Annotated in this window: 19 protein-coding genes; 2 read left to right on the top strand and 17 right to left on the bottom strand. The window is 53.8% G+C overall.

Annotation, left to right across the window (positions count from 1 at the left end):
- Window positions 1–37 precede the first annotated feature (37 nt).
- Genes nlpE through ACLJNW_RS19170 form a run of 3 tightly spaced genes read right to left on the bottom strand, consistent with a single transcriptional unit; the run spans window position 38 to window position 1,735 of the window.
- On the bottom strand, window positions 38–739 hold the full coding sequence (gene nlpE / locus ACLJNW_RS19180; RefSeq protein WP_000252575.1) for an envelope stress response activation lipoprotein NlpE: 702 nt from the start codon (window positions 737–739) through the stop codon (window positions 38–40).
- A 31-nt stretch (window positions 740–770) separates the two neighbouring features.
- On the bottom strand, window positions 771–1,193 hold the full coding sequence (gene arfB, locus ACLJNW_RS19175; RefSeq protein ID WP_000560527.1) for an alternative ribosome rescue aminoacyl-tRNA hydrolase ArfB: 423 nt from the start codon (window positions 1,191–1,193) through the stop codon (window positions 771–773).
- Complete coding sequence (locus ACLJNW_RS19170; protein ID WP_001185319.1) at window positions 1,190–1,735, bottom strand: YaeQ family protein; 546 nt, start codon at window positions 1,733–1,735, stop codon at window positions 1,190–1,192. Before ACLJNW_RS19170 ends, arfB begins: the two co-directional genes overlap by 4 nt.
- Window positions 1,736–1,932: 197 nt before the next feature.
- Here ACLJNW_RS19170 and ACLJNW_RS19165 point away from each other — a divergent pair, with 197 nt between their 5' ends.
- Window positions 1,933–2,133 (top strand): YaeP family protein, encoded by a 201-nt coding sequence (locus ACLJNW_RS19165; RefSeq protein WP_001518678.1) that lies wholly within the window; start codon window positions 1,933–1,935, stop codon window positions 2,131–2,133.
- Window positions 2,120–2,380: a Rho-binding antiterminator gene (rof, locus tag ACLJNW_RS19160; protein ID WP_000062330.1), complete on the top strand. Its 261-nt coding sequence runs from the start codon at window positions 2,120–2,122 to the stop codon at window positions 2,378–2,380. Before ACLJNW_RS19165 ends, rof begins: the two co-directional genes overlap by 14 nt.
- 83 nt (window positions 2,381–2,463) lie before the next feature.
- Here rof and tilS read toward each other — a convergent pair whose 3' ends face one another.
- The 14 genes from tilS to rseP all read right to left on the bottom strand — a co-directional run bounded on the left by tilS (window position 2,464) and on the right by rseP (window position 21,431).
- Window positions 2,464–3,756: a tRNA lysidine(34) synthetase TilS gene (gene tilS / locus ACLJNW_RS19155; RefSeq protein ID WP_000210045.1), complete on the bottom strand. Its 1,293-nt coding sequence runs from the start codon at window positions 3,754–3,756 to the stop codon at window positions 2,464–2,466.
- Between the two features lie 62 nt (window positions 3,757–3,818).
- The gene (locus tag ACLJNW_RS19150) at window positions 3,819–4,208 is read right to left on the bottom strand and encodes a VOC family protein (protein WP_000901086.1); all 390 of its coding nucleotides are present in this window, start codon (window positions 4,206–4,208) and stop codon (window positions 3,819–3,821) included.
- Window positions 4,209–4,263: 55 nt separating this feature from the next.
- Window positions 4,264–6,405: a lysine decarboxylase LdcC gene (gene ldcC / locus ACLJNW_RS19145; RefSeq protein WP_001021049.1), complete on the bottom strand. Its 2,142-nt coding sequence runs from the start codon at window positions 6,403–6,405 to the stop codon at window positions 4,264–4,266.
- A 75-nt stretch (window positions 6,406–6,480) separates the two neighbouring features.
- The gene (locus ACLJNW_RS19140; RefSeq protein WP_410961057.1) at window positions 6,481–8,244 is read right to left on the bottom strand and encodes a glycoside hydrolase family 19 protein; all 1,764 of its coding nucleotides are present in this window, start codon (window positions 8,242–8,244) and stop codon (window positions 6,481–6,483) included.
- A 179-nt stretch (window positions 8,245–8,423) separates the two neighbouring features.
- The gene (gene accA, locus ACLJNW_RS19135) at window positions 8,424–9,383 is read right to left on the bottom strand and encodes an acetyl-CoA carboxylase carboxyl transferase subunit alpha (protein ID WP_000055753.1); all 960 of its coding nucleotides are present in this window, start codon (window positions 9,381–9,383) and stop codon (window positions 8,424–8,426) included.
- A 12-nt stretch (window positions 9,384–9,395) separates the two neighbouring features.
- Window positions 9,396–12,878: a DNA polymerase III subunit alpha gene (gene dnaE / locus ACLJNW_RS19130; RefSeq protein ID WP_001294832.1), complete on the bottom strand. Its 3,483-nt coding sequence runs from the start codon at window positions 12,876–12,878 to the stop codon at window positions 9,396–9,398.
- 23 nt (window positions 12,879–12,901) lie between these two features.
- Window positions 12,902–13,498, bottom strand: coding sequence for a ribonuclease HII (gene rnhB / locus ACLJNW_RS19125; protein WP_000569411.1), 597 nt, complete (start codon window positions 13,496–13,498; stop codon window positions 12,902–12,904).
- Complete coding sequence (gene lpxB / locus ACLJNW_RS19120) at window positions 13,495–14,643, bottom strand: lipid-A-disaccharide synthase (protein WP_000741216.1); 1,149 nt, start codon at window positions 14,641–14,643, stop codon at window positions 13,495–13,497. Before lpxB ends, rnhB begins: the two co-directional genes overlap by 4 nt.
- Complete coding sequence (lpxA, locus tag ACLJNW_RS19115; protein WP_000565950.1) at window positions 14,643–15,431, bottom strand: acyl-ACP--UDP-N-acetylglucosamine O-acyltransferase; 789 nt, start codon at window positions 15,429–15,431, stop codon at window positions 14,643–14,645. Before lpxA ends, lpxB begins: the two co-directional genes overlap by 1 nt.
- Before the next feature lie 3 nt (window positions 15,432–15,434).
- Window positions 15,435–15,890, bottom strand: coding sequence for a 3-hydroxyacyl-ACP dehydratase FabZ (fabZ, locus tag ACLJNW_RS19110; RefSeq protein ID WP_000210741.1), 456 nt, complete (start codon window positions 15,888–15,890; stop codon window positions 15,435–15,437).
- A 105-nt stretch (window positions 15,891–15,995) separates the two neighbouring features.
- Window positions 15,996–17,021: a UDP-3-O-(3-hydroxymyristoyl)glucosamine N-acyltransferase gene (gene lpxD / locus ACLJNW_RS19105; RefSeq protein WP_001139265.1), complete on the bottom strand. Its 1,026-nt coding sequence runs from the start codon at window positions 17,019–17,021 to the stop codon at window positions 15,996–15,998.
- Window positions 17,022–17,024: 3 nt separating this feature from the next.
- Window positions 17,025–17,510 (bottom strand): molecular chaperone Skp, encoded by a 486-nt coding sequence (skp, locus tag ACLJNW_RS19100; RefSeq protein WP_000758966.1) that lies wholly within the window; start codon window positions 17,508–17,510, stop codon window positions 17,025–17,027.
- A gap of 122 nt (window positions 17,511–17,632) precedes the next feature.
- Window positions 17,633–20,047, bottom strand: a complete 2,415-nt coding sequence (bamA, locus tag ACLJNW_RS19095) for an outer membrane protein assembly factor BamA (RefSeq protein ID WP_001240928.1) — start codon at window positions 20,045–20,047, stop codon at window positions 17,633–17,635.
- A 31-nt stretch (window positions 20,048–20,078) separates the two neighbouring features.
- Complete coding sequence (rseP, locus tag ACLJNW_RS19090; protein ID WP_000949017.1) at window positions 20,079–21,431, bottom strand: sigma E protease regulator RseP; 1,353 nt, start codon at window positions 21,429–21,431, stop codon at window positions 20,079–20,081.
- Window positions 21,432–21,439 lie beyond the last annotated feature (8 nt).

Below are 21,439 nucleotides of genomic sequence, written 5' to 3'. Positions count from 1 at the left end.
AGATATGTAAAGGCCTCGCACCCTGCGAGGCCTTTTATTAGTGAGTGCAATCTTTACCCGGCGCAAACTTCACATTTTTATCAGCTATTAGCGTTTTTACCGGCTCGCCCGTGTCCGGATTCGCGGCTAACACAAAATGCCCTTCTACCGTCAGCAGCACCGGTTTTTCCGCTTCACCTTTCGCCGCCAGATAGCCGCGCTCAAGCTGGGCGTTACTGGCGACCGGCAGCCGTTTTCCGGTCGCGCAATCGGTAAAGGTCGCCGCATCGGCCCTGTATACATACATACCACGCAACGGCATTGGCGTTACCGGCAGGCTGGCGGTAACAGGCACCAGCGTATAATTAAGCTGCGAAGCCACCGGATTGCCTTCTCTGTCGAGCATCTCCAGCGCATTGCCTTTCGCGCGATAATACGATTTCTCGCCATTGCTGTCGGTTAACACCAGTTTATCCGCCGTCCGCGCCCAGGTACCGTATGACGCAAAAGAGGAAGGTTCTTCGCGCACGCCCTGATAGCGCTCGTTCATCACCCATGTGCCGTCTTTTTCCAGAAACAGTGACGTTTCAATACCTTCACAATCCGCACAGGGCAGCACGCCGCGCCAGCTTTGCTGCATGGGTTTTAATTCCGCCGCCTGCGCAGGTTGCAGGGCGTCAACTTCCGCACGGTTATTACACCCTATCAATGCAAATAGCGTACAGGCTGCCGCTACTGACAATATTGCTGTTCTCACCATAAAATCCTTATGAAATTGCTATTCCTGCCCGTCAATCCAGTGGACGACGAACTTTGCCGCGAAGCGCCTTTACAGAAGATTTTTGCGCCTTTGAGGACAAGCGGCGCTCTTTCGAGGCACGCGTCGGACGTGTTGCGCGACGGCTTTTTTGCTCCGCGGTTAATTCTTTTATGACGGCAACCAGCCTGGCGATAGCCGCTTCCCGGTTGAGCTCCTGGCTCCGGAACTCCTGCGCCTTAATGATAATGACGCCATCATCGCTTATCAGATGGTGGCTGGCCGTCAGCAAACGCTGTTTATAATACTCTGGCAGGCCAGAGGCCCGAATGTCAAAGCGCAAATGAATCGCGCTAGAGGTCTTATTTACGTGCTGACCACCCGCGCCCTGCGCGCGAATGGCCGTAATTTCCAGCTCATTATCGGCTATGGAGACCGTCCGGGAGATGGCAATCATGAGGGCTGTTGCCAGGCGGTTAGCTGTATTTCCAGATTATTCCGAGCATCAGAAAGCCAGATTGCGCCGTCCTGAATCGTCGCCTGTAGCGTCATGGTACGATCGGCAAATTCACTGAGCTGCGCCAGCTGCCCGTCATCCAGATACCAGACGGACAGGTTAGCGAACTGCGCGCACTTGCTTTGATGCTGCTGCCACCAGATTTGCGCCGCCCGGGAGTTATAAGCAAAGAGCGCGACATCGCTCGCCTGAGTACAGGCTTTCTTAATACGGCGCTCATCCGGCAGCCCCAGCTCTATCCAGAGATCGATGCCCAGATGATCGTTGCGCAGCCAGGCCTCCGGCTCATCTTCCGCGCTGAGCCCACGTGTAAACTGCAACCGTTCATCAGCATATTTTATCCATGCCAACAGGCGCAGCATCATGCGCTCCTGCGTTTCAGAAGGGTGACGCGCCAGCGTCAATGCCGCATCCAGAAACCGGTTGCGATCAAGGTCAGCCACATTGACGACGGCTTTATAAATTGTCGCTTTAAGCGCCATGAGAAAACTCCTTTCGAATCAGGCGCCCATTGTAGCGAAAACCGCGCTAAAAGGCTGTTAACGAATCTTTTACCCACTCGCGTCAGGCGCTGATATTGCGCAAATGAGTATGGTATAGTCACCTTGCTAAACAAGATTTAACTTCGTAGGCTTAGACTTGCATCCACGGTTAAGTCAGAATGCTGACAGGAGGGCATGTGGAAAAATATTGTGAGTTAGTACGCAAGCGGTATGCGGAAATCGCCAGCGGAGACTTAGGGTATGTCCCGGATGCGCTGGGTTGTGTATTGAAAGTGCTTAATGAAGTGGCGGCAGATAGCGCCCTTTCAGAGTCGGTCAGGGAAAAGGCAGCTTATGCTGCCGCGAACTTACTGGTGAGCGATTATGTCAATGAATGAAACGTATCAACCCATTAATTGCGATGACTACGATAGTCTTGAGCTTGCCTGCATGCATCATTTAATACTGACGCTAACGTTAAAAGATGGCGAGGTTTTGCAGGCAAAAGCGAACGATTTGATCTTACGTAAAAACGTAGAATATCTGCTTGCCGAAGTTTCCGGCGAGTCTTGTGAGCTTCGTCTCGATAAAATCGCCAGTTTCAGCCACCCGGAAATTGGTACCGTGGTAGTTAGCGAATCCTGAGTATTTTGTTGCCGGATGGTGGTGCAAGCACCTTATCCGGCCTACGTTCCATGCGATACGTAGGCCTGATAAGCGCAGCGCCATCAGGCATGCCAAACCAGACTCACCCCTTCTTTATCTTCTGCTGCTCCCTCACGCGTCACAAAAACACCCGCAGCCGCAATCAGCGTTTCGCCGTAAAACAACAGCGGCGTGGTGTCTCGTCGCCAGGGCGGGATCCCCTGCTCCTGCCAGATTTTCTTTAATTTACGTCCACCGTTACGCCCGACAATATGTAACACGCCTGGCGCTTTAAAACGAATGCTGACGGATTCTTCCTCTCGCGGTCGGCGCAGTTCGCCGCCAGGAACGAGCTGTACCGTCCCTAAGCCGGCAGGCAGCGCCAGCGGTGTTTGCCAGACGGGCCAGGCGACCGTCGTTTCGTGTTGTCCGGCCACGGATTTAATCCACCACAGTTGCGACTGATAACGGCGAATCTCGTGATCGCCAAAACGTAAACAGGGAGAGGCATCGTCGCGCGCCAGCGCCACCTCCTGCCAGATACGTTCCAGCGCGTCGCGAGAGGGCATCGGCGCATTACGCATCGCCAGCCAGCGACGCAAAATCGCCGCCCGCCGCACATCGCTCATCGACATTAATGGAGAGAGCCGCAATGTTCCCTCCGTCGTGATACAGTCCGTAAGATCGCTGGCCAGAAGCTCGTCCAGCAGCCTTTCTTGCTCGGCGCAGAGCGTCGCGCTACGGGCTACCGCCGCAGGAAAATGCGGCCAGCGCTGCTGTAAGAGCGGAAGCGCGCGCAGGCGTAAAAAATTGCGATCGTAGGCGTCATCCTGATTGCTTTCATCTTCAATCCAGCATAAGCCATGCCGCACAGCCCACTGTTCCAGCGTCTTCCGCGTTTCTCTCAACAGCGGGCGAAGAAGCAGAGTTCCGGCAAAAGGCGAGCATTCTCCCATCGCGGAAAGTCCGGCCGGACCGCTGCCGCGCTTTAACGCCAGCAGGAATGTTTCACACTGATCGTCAAGGTGCTGCGCGGTTGCCAGCACTTCGCCAGGCAATAGCGTCTGTGCGAACGCCCGGTAGCGCGCTTCACGCGCATGGGCCTCGATACCCAGGCCATTATCTGCCAGCGTCACCCGCTCCACTACCAGCGGAACCTGCCAGCGTGCGCATACGGTTTCGCAATGCCGCACCCAGCTATCAGCATGAGGGCTTAAACCGTGATGAATATGGATAGCACGCAGCGTAACGTCAGGGTGGCGTTCTCGCCACAACACCAGTTGATGCAGAAGCACCGTAGAATCCAGGCCACCGCTAAAGGCAGCCAGAATACGGCGAGAAGAGAGTAACGAGGTATTCAACGTGAGAGTGGTCATGATCCATGCTTATAGTGACTTAGCCCGGCAACGTTACCTGGCGAGCGTCTTAATGACAAGCCTTACTGCTCATACAGCTCAAGCGGTAAACCGTCCGGATCGTTGAAAAAAGTAAAGCGCTTCCCGGTATACGGATCGATGCGTATCGGTTCGCACTTAACCTGATGCTTTTCCAGATGCGCAACGGCGTTTTCCACATTTTCCACGCTGAAAGCCAGATGGCGCAGGCCGCAGGCTTCAGGTCGGCTTGGACGCGCCGGAGGGAAGGGAAAAGAGAAAAGCTCAATCACATACTGCCCGTTTAGCGCCAAATCGCCCTTCCATGAGTCACGCTCTTCCCGCCAGGCTTCGCTTAGCAGATCGAACCCCAGAATATCGCAATAAAACGCCTTGCTCACCGCATAGTCTGTCGCAATGATCGCGATGTGATGAACCTGTTTTAATCCCAGCATAGCGTCTCCTTTATTGATTATCAGTACGTTACTCGTCACATTCCCGTCAGGCAAGCTAACAGGCGTGTTTTAAGACTCGTACCTGGTAAACCCCGTCTTCATTCCGTTTCGCGCCGTGAATATCCGTTTCAAAACCGGGATAATGCTGGCCAATCGAGCAGAGCATCAGCAGAAAATCGAGCACGGCCCGACTCTGTTGCGTGATCCTCTCGCCGGGCATCAACAGCGGAACGCCTGGCGGATAAGGCAGGAGCATATTCGCGGAAACGCGCCCTGGCAGTTGATCGAGCGCCACGGTTTCCACCTCGCCTTTGATCTGACGCTGCCAGGCCTGGTGCGGGGTCATGATCATCTCCGGTAAAACCTCGAACGCCCGCAGCATCAGCCCCGGAAGATCGTGCTGGCGGATCAGTTTATGGATCCCCTGCGCCAGATCCTGAATGCGCATATTGCGATAAAAATCCGGATCTTCCGCATACAGATCCGGCAACATATTTTTGACGCGCAGGTTAAGATCGTAGGCGCGTTTAAATTCCGTCAGTCCGCGCAGCAGCCCCATCGCACGGGTCTTATCAATCCCTATGCTGAACAAAAACAGCAGATTATACGGCCCGGTTTTTTCCACCACTACGCCTCGCTCATCGAGGAACTTCGCCACCAGCGCGGCGGGTATCCCCTCTTCGCTCATGTTGCCCTGTTCATCCATCCCCGGCGTCAGGATTGTCACCTTAACCGGATCGAGAAACATATGATCGTCATCAGCATCGGTGAAGCCATGCCAGGTTTCTCCCGGCGTGACCGGCCAGCATTCGGCCTCATCAACCTCTTCCGGCTGCCAGATATCAAAGAACCAGCTATCGGACTCTTCACGTAACCGCTGTACCTCTTTACGAAAATGGAGCGCCCGCTCCACCGAACGATTAATCAATCTTTTCCCTGGATTGCCGCGCAGCATCGCCGCCGCGGTCTCGATAGAGGCGACAATGGGATAGCTCGGCGATGTGGAAGTGTGCATCATAAACGCTTCGTTAAACGTCTCTTCGTCATATTCCCCTTTGATATGAATAAGCGACGCCTGCGAAAAAGCCGCCAGCATTTTATGGGTGGATTGCGTTTCGAAAATCACTTTTCCGGGCACCCGATCGCCGCTCATCCCGCTTTTCCCCTGGTAGATCGGATGGAAATGGGTATAGGGTACCCAGGCGGAATCAAAATGGATCGAGGGAACGTCCAGCATCTGCTTGATCCAGTTAGTGTTATACAGCAGACCATCGTAAGTAGAATTGGTGATAACCGCATGAACCGGCCATTGCGCCTGCGAGGTTTCCGCCACCTTACGCGCAATGCTGTCGCGGGTAAATTCACGCTTAGGAATACCGCCGAGAATACCGAGCGCATTGCGCGTCGGCTTCAACCAGAGAGGCACCACATCGCTCATCATCAGCAAATGCGCCAGCGATTTATGGCAATTACGATCAATAAGTAGCGTACTTCCCGCAGGCGCGGCATACATACCGACAATTTTATTCGAGGTCGACGTACCGTTCGTCACCATATAACTCTGCTCGGCGCCAAAAGTACGGGCGATATACTCTTCCGCTTCCAGATGCGGCCCGGTGTGATCCAGCAGCGATCCCAGTTCAGTCACCGAAATCGACACATCAGCTTTTAAGGTATTGCCGCCAAAAAAGTCATAAAACAGACAGCCTGGCGGGCTTTTCTGATACGCCGTTCCTGCCATATGACCCGGCGTACAAAAGGTATATTTTCCTTCTTTGGCGTAGGTAAACAGCGCTTTGGTAAACGGCGGCGTAATATTATCGAGATATTCGTTTGTATATTGATGAATGCGCGTCGCGATATCTTCAGCCAGCCCCAATGCATACTCAAAAAACCACAGCGCCATGCGCATATCGTGAACGCTAACGTCCAGCGTGGAGTTGGTATTGATAAAGGCGTAGAGAGGAAGGTATTCATTTAGCTGGTTGATTTCGCTACAAAGGTCGAGACTGTATTCATCCCAGTCAAAAATAACGCCGCAGATGCGCGGGTTATGTTCAATAAACTTCAACAAGTCAACGCTATTTTGCGGCCAGATAATTTGAAATCCCAGGGATTGTAATGCACGCTCAAGCTCCTTGATGGGTTCATCTTTATAATAAACCCCGTGCGGCCCCATAATGGCGATGATGTTCATGCTTTCTCCTGAAAAAACCTGAGATAAGCATAGTAACAATCCTGCCGATGCAAAGCACCGACAGGATTTATCTTATTACAATGCGTTCCATGCATCGGCCCAGGCAATCCCTACGCCGGGCTCATAGTAGGCAGGCGCAACATTACACCATGAGCCTTCCGGGAACGGTTTGCACTGGTACAATGCGCCATTATTGTTGACGATGTCGCCCGGATTCCATTTCTGGCTGCTGCTCCAGGCAGGGTAGCTGGTGGTCTTATCTTCGTCATCCGCAGCGGCGGCCTTCGCTTTCACATTCAGCGTATAAACCGCAGTGCTGGAGAGCGTACCGTCGCTAACGGTCAGATTCACCACATACTGGATGTTCTGAGTGACATCCGGCGCGTTGAAAATCACAACGGCTTTATCCTGGCCGCTCAGCGTTTTGCCATCCTGCGACATCCAGGTATAGGTGAGCTTGTCGCCATTCGCGTCGGTCGATCCTTCCGCGCTGAGTGAAACCGGGCTACCGGCTTCCACCGCCCCGACCGGCCCGGCAATACGCGCGACTGGCGCCACGTTTTCATCCGTCACTGGCGCCGGAGTTGGCGTGACATCCGGTTCAGTGGTTCCGTTATCATCGACGACATTAACGTTGAAATAATGCTGTACACATTTCGTGTAGTCACCCTCTTTAAAGGCGGTATACGGCGTCTGATATCCCACTAACTGGCAGGAATAGGTTTTACCGTCCGCAGTATCGGCGCTCCAGCCCCAGTCTTGTTCCCAATAGATCGGTAACGCGCCAGCGCCGCCTTCATCGAACTGCTTCATCTTTTTACAGCCCAACACTTCGTCCGCCGGCACCGGCACTTTCAGGTAGTTGGCAAACTCTTTGTAGTAGGCGATACGGTTAAGCGACTGCGCATTCTCATCTGCGCCGCCGCACTCCACGCCGCCATTGATGATTTGAATGGTGACGCCGAAACCTGATACCAGGCCGTTTGCTTTATCGCGATCGTTTGGCTGCCAGGTACCGTCAATCACATGTAGCATAGACGGCTTCGGCGGCTGCGGATACACAAAGAAGAAGACGGCGCTCGCCAGGTTCATCCAGGTATCCGCCACCAGCTCGGGTTTATCCAGCAGAGGGCGAACGTCACCATACATCGCGTCAGAGAAAGGCCCATAGTTGTAGTTATAAGAAAGCTGTTTTGCCCCGCGACCAAAATAGCTGAGGAAATCGCCGTCCTTATCTTTACCGCACGGCCAGGTCTGGCCCTGCCATACATCCGGGTTACATTCGCCGTTGTAGCCGCCTTTCTGCCCTTCTGTCCAGCCGACTTCGCGCAGATAGACCAGCGCCTGACGCCATTCCGGAATGTCACGCCAGCTTTCGTGACCGCCCGTCTCCTGGGCAAAATGCGCAAACATAGTAGCCAGGGTTTTACGGCAGATAGCGTCGCTATCGCGTCCATCGGTGTAGGTACCACAAACCGCCGGGAATTTACCTATCGCTTTCAGTAAGTTAGAGTAAGTGTATTCCGGTGCGCGCATCGGGAACAGATAATCCCAGTCGGCCTCTTTCAGAATACTTTCAACGCGTTTTACGTTTGCCGGGTTAGCGGCGCGCCCCGGTTCGATTTGTTCGACCGCGCTGTTATCTAACGTCTGGATAGAGGATTTCACTGCCTCCATTAACGGAAAATCCGTCAGCGCTTTCTCTTTCGCCGCCAGATCGCTGGCGTTAATGGTCATTGGCTCACTACTGCTAAGCAGCGGCGCGGCCTGCGCACCGGATAAGCTCAACATGATCCCTGCCGCTACGGCGCTGAGCGCCAGTGTTTTTTGCAATCCCATAATTTTCTCCTTGAAGGGTAGTTCACTGCCTGCCCTGGCCACACGCCTGGCAGTTGATACAGTGTCAGGGAGAACATGCCGTTGCGTTTAATCACATCAACTCATCGGCGTCTCATTTTTCCTCGTCCAAAAAAAAGAGGCCGGATTATCCGGCCTCCTGAGAAAAATGAGGTAAATGATTAGGCGTAACCGTAGCTCATCAAACGCTGGTAACGACGGTTTTTTAAATCATCGGTGCTTAACACATCGAGATCGGCTAAATCTTCCAGCAGCTGCGCTTTTAGCGATGCCGCCATCGCTTCCGGATTACGGTGCGCGCCGCCCAGCGGCTCCGGAATGATGGAATCGATTAGCTTCAGCTCTTTCAGACGCGGCGCGATGATGCCCATCGCTTCAGCAGCCAATGGCGCTTTGTCGGCGCTCTTCCACAAAATAGAGGCGCAACCTTCCGGGGAGATAACGGAATAGGTGCTGTATTGCAGCATATTCACTTTATCACCCACGCCAATCGCCAATGCGCCGCCGGAGCCGCCTTCGCCAATCACGGTGCAGATGACCGGTACGTTCAGACGAGACATCTCACGCAGGTTGCGGGCGATGGCTTCAGACTGACCACGCTCTTCCGCGCCCACGCCAGGGTAAGCGCCCGGGGTGTCGATGAAGGTGATAATCGGCATGTTGAAGCGTTCAGCCATTTCCATCAGGCGCAGCGCTTTGCGGTAGCCTTCCGGCGCAGGCATGCCAAAGTTACGACGAATTTTTTCTTTGGTTTCACGACCCTTCTGATGACCAATGATCATCACCGGTCGCCCTTCCAGACGCGCGATACCGCCGACGATGGCTTTGTCATCCGCATAGGCGCGATCGCCCGCCAGCTCATCAAACTCATCAAACGCCAGACGGACATAATCCAGGGTGTACGGACGCTGCGGATGGCGCGCCAGTTGGGCTACCTGCCATGCGCCGAGATCGGCGAAGATTTTGCGCGTCAGTTCTACGCTTTTTTCGCGCAGGCGATGGACTTCTTCATCGATATTAATATCCAGTTTCTCATCCTGGCGGCTTACCGCAGTCAGAGAATCGATTTTCGCTTCCAGCTCTGCTATCGGCTGTTCAAAATCAAGGAAATTCAGACTCATAGTATTCCTGTATTAGTCAAACTCCAGTTCCACCTGCTCCGAACCAATGAGGCCACGCAGATCGTTAAGTAAACGATCGCTCGGAGAGACACGCCACGTTGCGCCAAAACGCAGCCGCGCACGCGCATCCGCCCTCTGATAGTAGAGATGTACTGGAATGGTCCCCGAGCGGTGGGGTTCCAGAGACTGACGGAGTCGGTTTAAAAGCTGGTCATCAATTTGCCTGTCCGTCAGCGAGATAGCAAGCCCGCGAGCGTATTTTTCGCGAGCTTCGTCAATATCCATCACTTCGCGGGCGGTCATTTTAAGCCCCCCGCTGAAGTCATCAAAGCTGACCTGTCCGCTGACGATAAGTATGCGGTCTTTTTCCAGCAACTGCTGGTATTTATCCAGCGCGTCGGTAAATAACATCACTTCCAGACGCCCGGAACGGTCATCCAGCGTACAGATGCCGATACGATTGCCGCGCTTGGTGACCATAACCCTTGCGGCAATCACGAGCCCCGCAGCCGTGGTGACTTTACCACGTTCTGTCGGATGCATGTCTTTGAGCCTTACCCCGCCGACATAGCGCTCAATTTCTTTTAAATACTGATTGATAGGGTGGCCCGTCAGGTACAGCCCCAACGTTTCACGTTCCCCATCTAACACCACCTGCTCCGGCCACGGCTGGCAGCTGGCATAGGATTGCTCGATTTGCTCCGGCTCTTCCGCCAGTACGCCGAACATATCCGCCTGACCGATAGCTTCCGCTTTGGCGTGCTGGTCGGCGGCTTTCAGCGCATCGCCCAATGAGTTCATCAGCGCGGCGCGGTGCGGCCCCAGGCGGTCGAACGCCCCGGACATGATCAGCTTTTCCAGCACCCGGCGGTTGAGCTTTTTGGTGTCGGTCCGCGCGCACAGATCAAACAGCTCGCGGAAATAGCCGCCCTGATTACGCGCGTCGATGATCGCTTCGATCGGCCCTTCGCCGACGCCTTTGATCGCGCCGATGCCGTAGACGATCTCGCCCTCATCGTTAACGTGGAAATGGTACAATCCGGAGTTAATATCCGGCGGCAGAATTTTCAGTCCCATCCGCCAGCACTCGTCCACCAGGCCGACGACCTTCTCGGTGTTGTCCATATCGGCAGTCATCACCGCCGCCATAAATTCAGCCGGATAGTGCGCCTTTAGCCATAGCGTCTGGTAAGAAACCAGCGCATAAGCGGCGGAGTGCGATTTGTTAAACCCGTAACCGGCGAATTTCTCCACCAGGTCAAAGATTTTCATCGCCAGTTCGCCGTCGATACCGTTCTTTTTCGCGCCCTCTTCAAAAACGGAACGCTGTTTGGCCATCTCTTCCGGCTTTTTCTTACCCATCGCACGACGCAGCATATCCGCGCCGCCGAGAGTATACCCGGAAAGTACCTGGGCAATCTGCATCACCTGTTCCTGATACAGAATGATGCCGTAAGTCGGCTCCAGTACCGGCTTCAGGCTTTCATGCTGCCACTGAACGTCCGGGTAAGAGAGTTCTTCACGACCGTGCTTACGGTCGATAAAGTTATCTACCATCCCTGACTGCAACGGGCCGGGACGGAACAGGGCCACCAGTGCGATCATATCTTCAAAGCAGTCCGGCTGCAGACGTTTGATCAGATCTTTCATGCCGCGCGATTCAAGCTGGAAGACCGCCGTGGTTTCCGAGCGCTGCAGCATGTCGAAGCTTTTTTTATCGTCCAGCGGAATGGCGGCGATATCCAGCGGCGGCTCGCCGTTTTTCTCGCGCCGCTTGTTGATCATCTCCAGCGCCCAGTTGATGATGGTCAGCGTACGCAAACCGAGGAAGTCGAACTTCACCAGCCCGGCATATTCCACGTCGCTTTTATCAAACTGGGTAACCGGATGCTTGCCCTCTTCATCGCAGTACAGCGGCGCAAAGTCGGTAATTTTGGTCGGCGCAATGACCACGCCGCCAGCGTGTTTACCGGCGTTACGCGTGACGCCTTCAAGCTTACGCGCCATATCGATCAGCGCTCTGACCTCTTCGTCCGCCTCGTAAATTTCCGGCAGTTGCGGTTCCGCTTCAAAGGCTTTTGCCAGCGTCATGCCCGGATCGGGCGGCACCAGCTTCGAGATACGATCGACAAAACCGTACGGATGCCCCAGCACGCGGCCCACATCGCGGATAACGGCTTTCGCCGCCATCGTACCGAAGGTGATAATTTGCGATACCGCATCACGCCCGTACATGTCTGCGACGTGCTCAATCACCTGGTCGCGTTTCTCCATACAGAAGTCAACGTCGAAGTCAGGCATCGAGACACGTTCCGGGTTCAGGAAACGTTCGAACAGCAGGTCAAATTCCAGCGGATCAAGGTCGGTAATTTTCAGCGCGTAGGCCACCAGCGAACCGGCCCCGGAGCCACGTCCCGGCCCTACCGGCACGCCGTTATCTTTTGACCACTGGATAAACTCCATCACGATGAGGAAGTAGCCAGGGAACCCCATCTGGTTGATAACTTGTAGTTCAATATCCAGACGCTCGTCATATTCCGGGCGACGCTTTTTGCGCTCTTCTTCGTCCGGAAACAGGAAAGCCAGACGTTCTTCGAGCCCCTCTTTCGATTTTTTGACCAGATAATCTTCGGTGGTCATATCGCCGGTCGGGAACTGCGGCAGGAAATATTCACCCAGACGCACCGTTACGTTGCAGCGTTTGGCAATCTCCACCGTATTTTCCAGCGCCTCCGGAATATCGGCGAACAGTTCGCACATCTCATCGATGCTGCGCATATATTGCTGCGGCGAGTAATTGCGCGGACGCTTAGGATCGTCAAGCGTGAAACCGTCGTGGATCGCGACACGAATTTCATGGGCGTCAAAATCATCGCTTTCAAGAAAACGGACATCGTTTGTCGCGACAACCGGCAAACCACGTGCCTCAGCCAATTCAACCGCAGCATGGAGATAGGTCTCTTCATCCTGTCTGCCGGTACGGATCAGTTCCAGAAAGTAGCGATCGGGAAAATGCGCTTCATAGAAAGCAACGCACTCCTCCACCAGCGCCTGGTTGCCGCGTAGCAGACAGCGGCCTACGTCGCCCATGCGCCCGCCGGAAAGCAGGATCAAACCTTCTTTAAGCTCTACCAGCCAGTCGCGCTCGATAATCGGGCCTGCCGCGCCGTAGCCGCGCTGATACGCTTTCGAGATCAGCAACGTCAGGTTCTGGTATCCCGTATTATTCGCCGCCAGTACCGTCAGATGAGTCAGCTCATCTCCCAGCAGTTCGTTGTGAACGTTAAAGTCCGCCCCGACGATGGGTTTAATGCCCGCGCCATGACCCGCTCCGTAGAACTTCACCAGACCGCAGAGGTTGGTAAAATCGGTGATCGCCAGCGCAGGCATACCTAATGAGGCCGCCTTTTTCACCAGCGGCCCGGTCTTCGCCAGCCCATCGATCATAGAGTAGTCGCTGTGCACCCGCAGGTGAACGAAACGTGGTTCAGACATCTTCAGATTTCTCGATACAAGAATCAGGACACAAGTCCCAGAGCGCGTTTAACAGGCGCAAAACTGCGTCGGTGGTGCGCCGTCGCGCCATACTGTGCCAACTTTTCCAGATGAAAAGCGGTTGGATAGCCTTTGTGCTGCGCAAAGCCATACTGAGGAAAAACGATATCCAGCGCCGCCATTTCTGCGTCGCGGGTGACTTTCGCCAGAATAGACGCCGCGCTAATCTCCGCCACGCGGCTGTCGCCTTTCACCACGGCCATTGACGGCACAGGCAGCGCCGGACAGCGATTGCCGTCGATCAGCACATATTCTGGCGCAATATGCAGACCAGCGACAGCGCGCTGCATGGCGAGCATGGTGGCGTGCAAAATATTCAGCTCATCAATTTCATGCGCTTCCGCGCGTCCCAGACTCCAGCTTAACGCCTTTTCTTTAATCTCGTCATACAATGACAGACGACGCTTTTCAGACAATTTTTTGGAATCATTCAGACCGACGATCGGACGAGCCGGATCGAGGATCACGGCGGCGGTCACTACGGCGCCCACCAGCGGGCCACGGCCCACTTCATCCACACCCGCCACTAAATGGGTGTGTGGATAAACAAATTCGATCATTGTGCTAACTCCAGGACGGCATCTGCCGCCTGCTCATCGGCATTACAGCGGATCTGCTGATGCAATTCACGGAAGGTATCGTGCATCGCATGGCTGGTTTTACCGTTCGCCAGTAGCGGCAACAGCGCTTCGGCGAGTTTTTGCGGTTCGCACTCTTCCTGCAACAGCTCTTTGACTAATTCTCTTCCCGCCAGCAGGTTAGGCAAAGACACATACTCCGTTTTTACCAGACGTTTCGCCAGCCAGAAAGTGAAGGGCTTCATACGATATCCCACTACCATCGGGCATTTTGCCAGCATACACTCCAGCGCCGCCGTGCCTGAGGCCAGCAGAGCCGCGTCGCTGGCGATCATCGCCTCGCGCGCCATGCCGTCCAGCAAATGAACGGCGAGATCCGGTGCAACCTCCGCTTTAATTTTTTCAAACTGCTCGCGGCGTTTCGCGTTCACCAGCGGCACTACCACTTCCAGATCGGGATAGCGCTGTCGCAGCAATTGTGCGGTTTTCAGGAAGTCGGCGCTGAGCATTTCCACTTCCGCGCCACGGCTGCCTGGCAGTAGCGCCAGACAATGGGCGTCATGCGGGATACCCAGCACGTCGCGCGCCGCATTTTTATCCGGGTCCAGCGGCATGGCATCCGCCATGGTGTGACCGATAAAGCGGCACGGGACGTTAAATTTATCGTAAAACGCTTTTTCGAAAGGCAGAAAAGCCAACACCATATGAGTGGATCTGCCTATTTTGAAAACGCGTTTCTGTCGCCAGGCCCAAACGGACGGGCTGACATAATGAATGGTCTTAATCCCTTGTTTTTTCAGATTACCTTCGAGGGTAATGTTGAAGTCAGGGGCATCAATCCCGACAAAAACATCGGGCTTGAGTTCGGTAAAACGGCGGGTCAGATCGGCGCGGATATGCAACAAACGGCGTAAACGACCGAGCACTTCAACAATGCCCATGACCGCCAGCTCTTCCATTTCGTACCAGGCTTCACACCCTTCGGCCTGCATACGCGGCCCCGCAACGCCCACAAAGCGGGCGTTGGGTACGCGCGCTTTCAGCGCACGAATTAAGCCTGCGCCAAGAATATCGCCGGACGTTTCACCGGCGACCAGGGCAATCGTTAAAGGACGCTGTGCCGCCATTAACGAATCGGACCGCGCGTTGAACGCTCAAAGAACTCGGTAAACGCCTTCACTTCCGGATGCTTTTCAGCAAGTTCAGCGATTTCCAGCTTCGCTTCGTCGAGCGTTTTACCACTGCGGTACAACAGTTTGTAGGCATTACGAATCGCCACCAGCCCTTCACGGCTAAAGCCGCGACGCTTCAGCCCTTCGATATTTACCCCGAACGGCGTCGCATGGTTACCCTGCGCAATCACATACGGAGGGACATCCTGCGCCACGCCGGAGCAGCCGCCGACCATCACATGCGCACCGATAATGCAGAATTGATGAACTGCCGTCATACCGCCGATGATCGCAAAATCATCGACTGATACGTGCCCCGCCAGCGTGGCGTTGTTGGCGAGGATACAGCGATTACCTACCGTACAATCATGTGCGACATGCGCATTGATCATCAGCAGGTTATCGCTACCCACCTTCGTCAACCCACCGCCCTGCACTGTACCACGATGAATGGTGACGCTTTCGCGGATGCGGTTACGATCGCCAATTTCCACACGGGTCGGCTCACCCGCATATTTCAGATCCTGGTTCACTTCACCGATAGAGGCAAACTGATAAATCTCGTTGTCGCGGCCGATTTTGGTTTGACCATTCACGACCACATGAGACTTCAGTACGGTTCCCTCACCAATTTCGACCTGCGGCCCAACAATACAAAAGGGACCAATGTGGGCATTAGCGCCAATTACAGCGCCGTCTTCCACAATGGCGGTAGGATGAATAAAGGCGGATTTATCAATCACGAATCAGGCCTCCCGGCTACGAGCACACATCATGGTTGCTTCGCACACAACTTTACCGTCGACCAGCGCAACCCCTTTAAAGCGGGTCAGGCCACGGCGCGTTTTCTCGAAAGTGACTTCCATGATCATCTGATCGCCTGGCACCACCGGACGCTTAAAGCGCGCTTCATCAATACCCGCGAAATAATACAGTTCGCCAGGTTCCAGTTTACCAACGCTTTTAAACGCCAGAATACCGGTTGCCTGCGCCATCGCTTCCAGAATCAGCACGCCTGGCAAAATCGGTTTGCCCGGGAAGTGTCCCTGGAAAAACGGCTCGTTGACGGAGACATTTTTCACCGCACGCAGAAAACGACCTTCTTCAAAGTCCAGCACGCGATCGACCAGTAAAAACGGAAAACGGTGCGGCAGAAGCTCTAAAATCTCTTCAATCTGCAGAGTATGAGTGTTAGTAGTCAAAATACTCTTCCTGTCCAAATATACAAAAAGGCAATAATAACACGGCCTGCCGCAATCGTATGAATGTGACAGGCCGGAAAAGAATGGCAACTACAAGGCGGAACGTTAGTCTTGTTGATTAACCTTGCGCTCAATCGCTTTGAGACGCTTGCTCATATCATCAATGTTCATCACCAGTGCAGCAGTTTTACGCCATACTTTGTTAGGTTGCAGCGGAATGCCTGAGGAGTAGACGCCCGGCTCCGTGATGGGACGCATCACCATACCCATGCCAGTTACCGTGACTTTGTCGCATATTTCCATATGCCCATTGATCACGCTGGCGCCGCCAATCATGCAGTAACGGCCAATCTTCAGGCTACCCGCCATAATGACGCCACCGGCAACTGCCGTATTGTCGCCAATCACGACGTTATGTGCAATCTGGCACTGATTATCAATAATCACGCCATTGCCAATAACAGTATCATCCAACGCGCCACGGTCAATGGTGGTACAGGCGCCGATCTCGACACGATCGCCAATAATGACCCGGCCCAGTTGTGGGATCTTCACCCAGTTGCCACGATCGTTAGCGTAGCCAAAACCGTCCGCGCCGATCACCGTACTGGACTGGATCAGGCAATTCTCACCGATCTGAATGTCGTGGTAAATCGTTACGTTCGCCCACAAGCGTGAACCCGCCCCGATTTTGCTATTTTTTCCGACGAAACACCCTGCGCCGATAACCACGTTATCGCCCAGTTGTACGCCAGATTCAATCACCGCATTCGCGCCGACTGAAACATTGCTACCCAGCGTTGCCGTCGCATCAATCACGGCGCTTGGCGCGATATTCTGCGCGGGCTGCGGCGTAGTATCTAAAATTTGCGCCATGCGCGCGTAGGTCAGGTAGGGATTTTTAACTACCAGCGCCGCGCTCTTAGCAAAAGGAAGATCGTCCTGCGTCATGACAACCGCAGAAGCCTGGCATAAACCTAAGTGTTCACGGTACTTAGGATTTACCATAAACGTAATGTGGCCTGTTGTTGCAGATTGCATGGACGCAACGCCGGTGATGACGATATCGCCATCACCGTGTAATTCTGCATCCAACTGTTCTGCTAAGTCAGCCAGTCGAATTGAAGGCATTACTTATTTAACCTGTTTCAGTACGTCAGCGGTGATGTCTTTCACATCGCTGCTGTTGTAAGCAACGGTGTTTGCGTCTACCACCAGATCGATACTCTGGTCGTTAGCCACTTTTTTCACTGCAGTCTGGATACGAGTCACCAGTTTGTTGCGTTCTTCGTTGGAACGACGAGCGCGATCTTTCTCAAAAGCCTGCGCTTTTTGCGCGAAAGTCTGGCGCTGAGACATCACGTCTTTTTCCAGCTTAGTACGATCGCTACCTGCTTTCATGGATTGCAGACGCTGCATTTTAGATTGCAGATCGGTTTCCATTTTTTGCAGTTCAGCCGCACGGCCTTTAAATTCGTTTTCCAGTGTATTGGATACACCCGTCTTCTGCGCAACCTGTTGGAACAGATTACCCATGTTGACGATTGCAATTTTGTCAGCAGCCTGTGCGGACGTTACCATCGCCAAACCAAGACCTGCAGCTAATAACCACTTTTTCACAATAAACTCCTTACCATCCCATTTGCACCCGAAGGTACAGCTCTTTGCGTGGCCTGGCGATCCCTGGGGGCATCGCCAAAAGTCATCGCTACACTACCAATGCATTCCTTTGCAGTGAACAATTACCAGGTTTTACCAATGTTAAACTGGAACTGCTCGGCTTTGTCTCCATCGTACTTTTTAAACGGCTGGGCGTAGGAGAAGACCAACGGCCCCAATGGGGACATCCATTGTAATGCGATACCCGCGGACATACGGATGTTGCCTGGATCGCTGTAATCCGGTACATCTGACGGCGCAGATGACGGATCCCAGTTCGTATCCCAAACGGTACCCATATCCCAGAAGAAGGAGGTACGAACCGAGTTGGCATACTTGTCGCTGATGAACGGCGTCGGGGTAATAAATTCCAGGCTGGCGACAGCCATGGCATTACCACCTACCGCATCATCTGATTTACAGCCTGATTCCTGAGTACAGTCTTCGTAATCATCATTATCGTCCCCACTAGTGTGGGCGCCATTTTTATAGACCGCTTTCGGGCCGATAGTATTCGACTGGAAACCACGCACGGTACTGGAACCACCGGCATAGAAGTTCTCATAGAACGGCATTTCCTTGCCGCCTAAACCATCGCCATAACCCCAACGAGTACGCCCCAGAACCACCCACTTGTGATCGTTATCAATAGGCACATAGGTCGCGGTATCCAGCGACACTTTGTAGTATTCGTTGTCGGAACCTGGAATCGTCACCTTACCCGTCAGGTTGACTCGCGAGCCGTCCGTCGGGAAATAACCACGGTCAAGCTTGTTATAGGTCCAGCCGTAGTTAAAGGTGAAGTCATCAGCGGCAAAACTGCTGGTATCAGCAGATTGTCCCATCGACTCAAGATAACGATCCATCGCGATCTGCGGCTGCATGTTGGACAGTTTGTTATGGACATAACCCAGACCAGCACGCAACGTGTTGTACTCGTTGATGGGGAAGCCAAGCGTCACGTCCGTACCGTAACTCTTGTTGGTATAGTCGGACAGGTCGGCATCGTCCGCCTGGAAGTCGTTATAGAAGATACGACCACCGAGGCTCACGCCGTCAACGGTAAAGTATGGGTTAGTAACGGACAGTTCGCTGTAGGTCTGGTAGTCGTTTTTGGTGCCGTTAATCCCCACGGAATAACCGGTACCTAACCAGTTGTCCTGCTGAACGCCGGCCTGGAAGCTCACGCCGCTTTCTGTACCGTAACCGATACCGAAGTTGAAGCTACCGGTATTACGCTCTTTCACCTTGTACACCACATCAACCTGATCCGGGCTACCCGGAACGCGCTGCGTGTCGGTGTCGACGGTTTCAAAGAAGCCGAGACGGTTCAGACGCTCTTTACCCTGGTCAACCAGGTCGCTGCCCAGCCACGCCCCTTCCATCTGGCGCATTTCACGGCGCAGAACGGAATCTTTTGAGGTATCGTTGCCTTCAAAGCGGATCTTACGCACGTAGAAACGGTTGCCCGCATCGACGTTCACGCGCAGTTTTACGGTTTTGTCAGCATCGTTAATTTCAGGCTGTGACTGCACGCGCGGATAGGCGTAACCATAGCGACCCAGAAGCTTTTTGATGTCATCTTCCATTTTGGTCACTTTGGTGCCGTTATAGAGCTCGCCCGGTTCAATTTTCGTCAGTTTCTCAATTTCAGCGGAATGTCCGGCCAGGTTACCGCTCACCTGAACCCCGGAAAGCTTGTACTGATCGCCTTCGGTGATATTGACGGTGATGTAGATCCCTTTCTTATCCGGCGTCAGACTCACTTGCGTGGAGTCAATATTGAAACGCGCGTAGCCGCGATCCAGATAGTAGCTGCGCAAGGTTTCAAGGTCGCCCGCCAGCTTCTGTTTCTGGTATTTACGATCGCCGACGACGTTCCACCACGGCACTTCGTCACGCAACTGGAAATGAGAAATGAGTTCTTCGGTGCTAAAGGCATGGTTACCGACGATGTTGATCTGTTGGATCTTCGCCGATACGCCCTCCTGGAACACCAGTTTAAGATCAACACGGTTGCGCGGCAGCGGCGTGACGACCGCCTTAACGCTGGCGCTGTATTTACCTACGCTATAGTAAAAGTCTTCCAGACCTTTTTCGATATCAGACAGCGTGGTGCGATCCAGAGACTCGCCAACACGTACGCCAGACGCTTCGAGGTTTTGCTTGAGCATGTCATCTTTCACCGACTTGTTCCCGGAGAAAGTGATGCTGGCAATGGTCGGACGTTCTTTTACCTGAACCAGAAGGGTATTACCATCGCGCAGGACGCGGACGTCCTCAAAGTTGCCGGTGGCGAACAGAGCGCGAATGGTGTTACTGATATCTTCATCATTAACCGTGTCGCCTGTGCGCACCGGCATACTGAGGAGAGCCGCACCAACGGCGACTCGCTGCAGGCCTTCGAAATGAATGTCCTTCACTACGAACCCTTCAGCACCGTATACGGTGGCGCTGCTGAACAGCAGCGACGCTATGAGCAACTTTTTCATCGCCATCGTTATTATGCGTTCTTCCTAACTAACTCTCTTACAACCGAGAGAAATCATTGAAAAGTGCAAGCCCCATTAACAACACCAGCAAAATCGAGCCAATGCGATAACTAAAGTCTTGAACCCGCTCGGATACCGGCCCGCCCTTAAGCTTTTCAATCGCCAGGAACAGCAGATGACCCCCGTCAAGAACGGGCAGCGGAAACAGGTTGATTATCCCTAAGTTCACGCTGATTAGCGCAAGGAACATCAGGTAATAAATCACCCCGAACTCCGCTGACATCCCAGCCCCCTGAGCGATAGAAATCGGCCCACTGAGGTTGTTCAGTTTCACATCACCGGTTATCAATTTACCCAGCATACTGACCGTCAGCTTCATCAACTGCCACGTCTTATCCGTGGCTTCGAGGATGGCGCTAAAAGGCCCATACTGGCGTATAGTCTTGTACTCTTCCGGCAGAGGAATAATTTTAGGCACCACGCCTGCAAACCCTTCCGCCTTTCCGTTAACCGATTTCGTATCCGGCGTTAACGTCAACGACAAGGCGCTCCCCTGCCTTTCAATCTCTAACGCTAACGGCTTACCGGGATTATCGCGTACAAACGTCACGAATTTCATCCACTGCGTTAACGGCTGACCATCGACTTTAACGATCCTGTCGCCCGCTTGCAAACCCGCTTTACTGGCTGCGGAATTCGCCTGCACTTCTGACAGTACCGGTTCAATCTGTGGCCCGCGGGGCCGAATCCCTAAAGAAGATACAGGATCTTGCTTATCAGGCTCAAATGCCCAGTGACGTAAATCAAGCGTTTTGTCCTGCCGCTGGTCGCTACCAAACGGCGCGACGCTCACCGTCGTCTGCTGATCGCCAATTTTGGACACCAGTTGTAAACGCACGGCATCCCAATCAGGGGTTTCGATACCATCAACAGCTTTAAGTTCCGTACCAGGCGCAATTTGCGCCTGCGCAGCAATCGAGTTGGGCGTTATTTCGCCAATGACCGGACGAACGCCTGGGACGCCGATGATAAAGACCAGCCAGTAAGCAAAGATAGCAAAAATGAAGTTCGCAACCGGACCTGCGGCAATAATTGCGGCGCGCTGGCCCACCGTTTTGTTATTGAAGGCGTGACGACGCAATTCCGGCGCTACCGGTTCGGCGCGTTCATCCAGCATTTTGACGTAGCCGCCCAGCGGGATCAGGGCGATGACATACTCGGTGCCGTACCGATCGGTACGACGCCAGAGCGCTTTGCCAAAACCGATGGAAAAGCGCTCAACTCGCACACCGCAGCGCCGGGCAACCCAGAAATGACCAAATTCATGCACAGTGATCAGCACGCCCAGTGCGATGATGAATGCAGCCAGATTCCAGAGAATACTCAGCATAAAACCTT

This window comes from Salmonella sp. SAL4457, from assembly GCF_046548235.1.
Classification (GTDB): Bacteria; Pseudomonadota; Gammaproteobacteria; order Enterobacterales; family Enterobacteriaceae; genus Salmonella; species Salmonella enterica.
The sequence above is the reverse complement of the archived record's forward strand: the minus strand, read 5'-3'. Positions and strand labels throughout refer to the sequence as shown.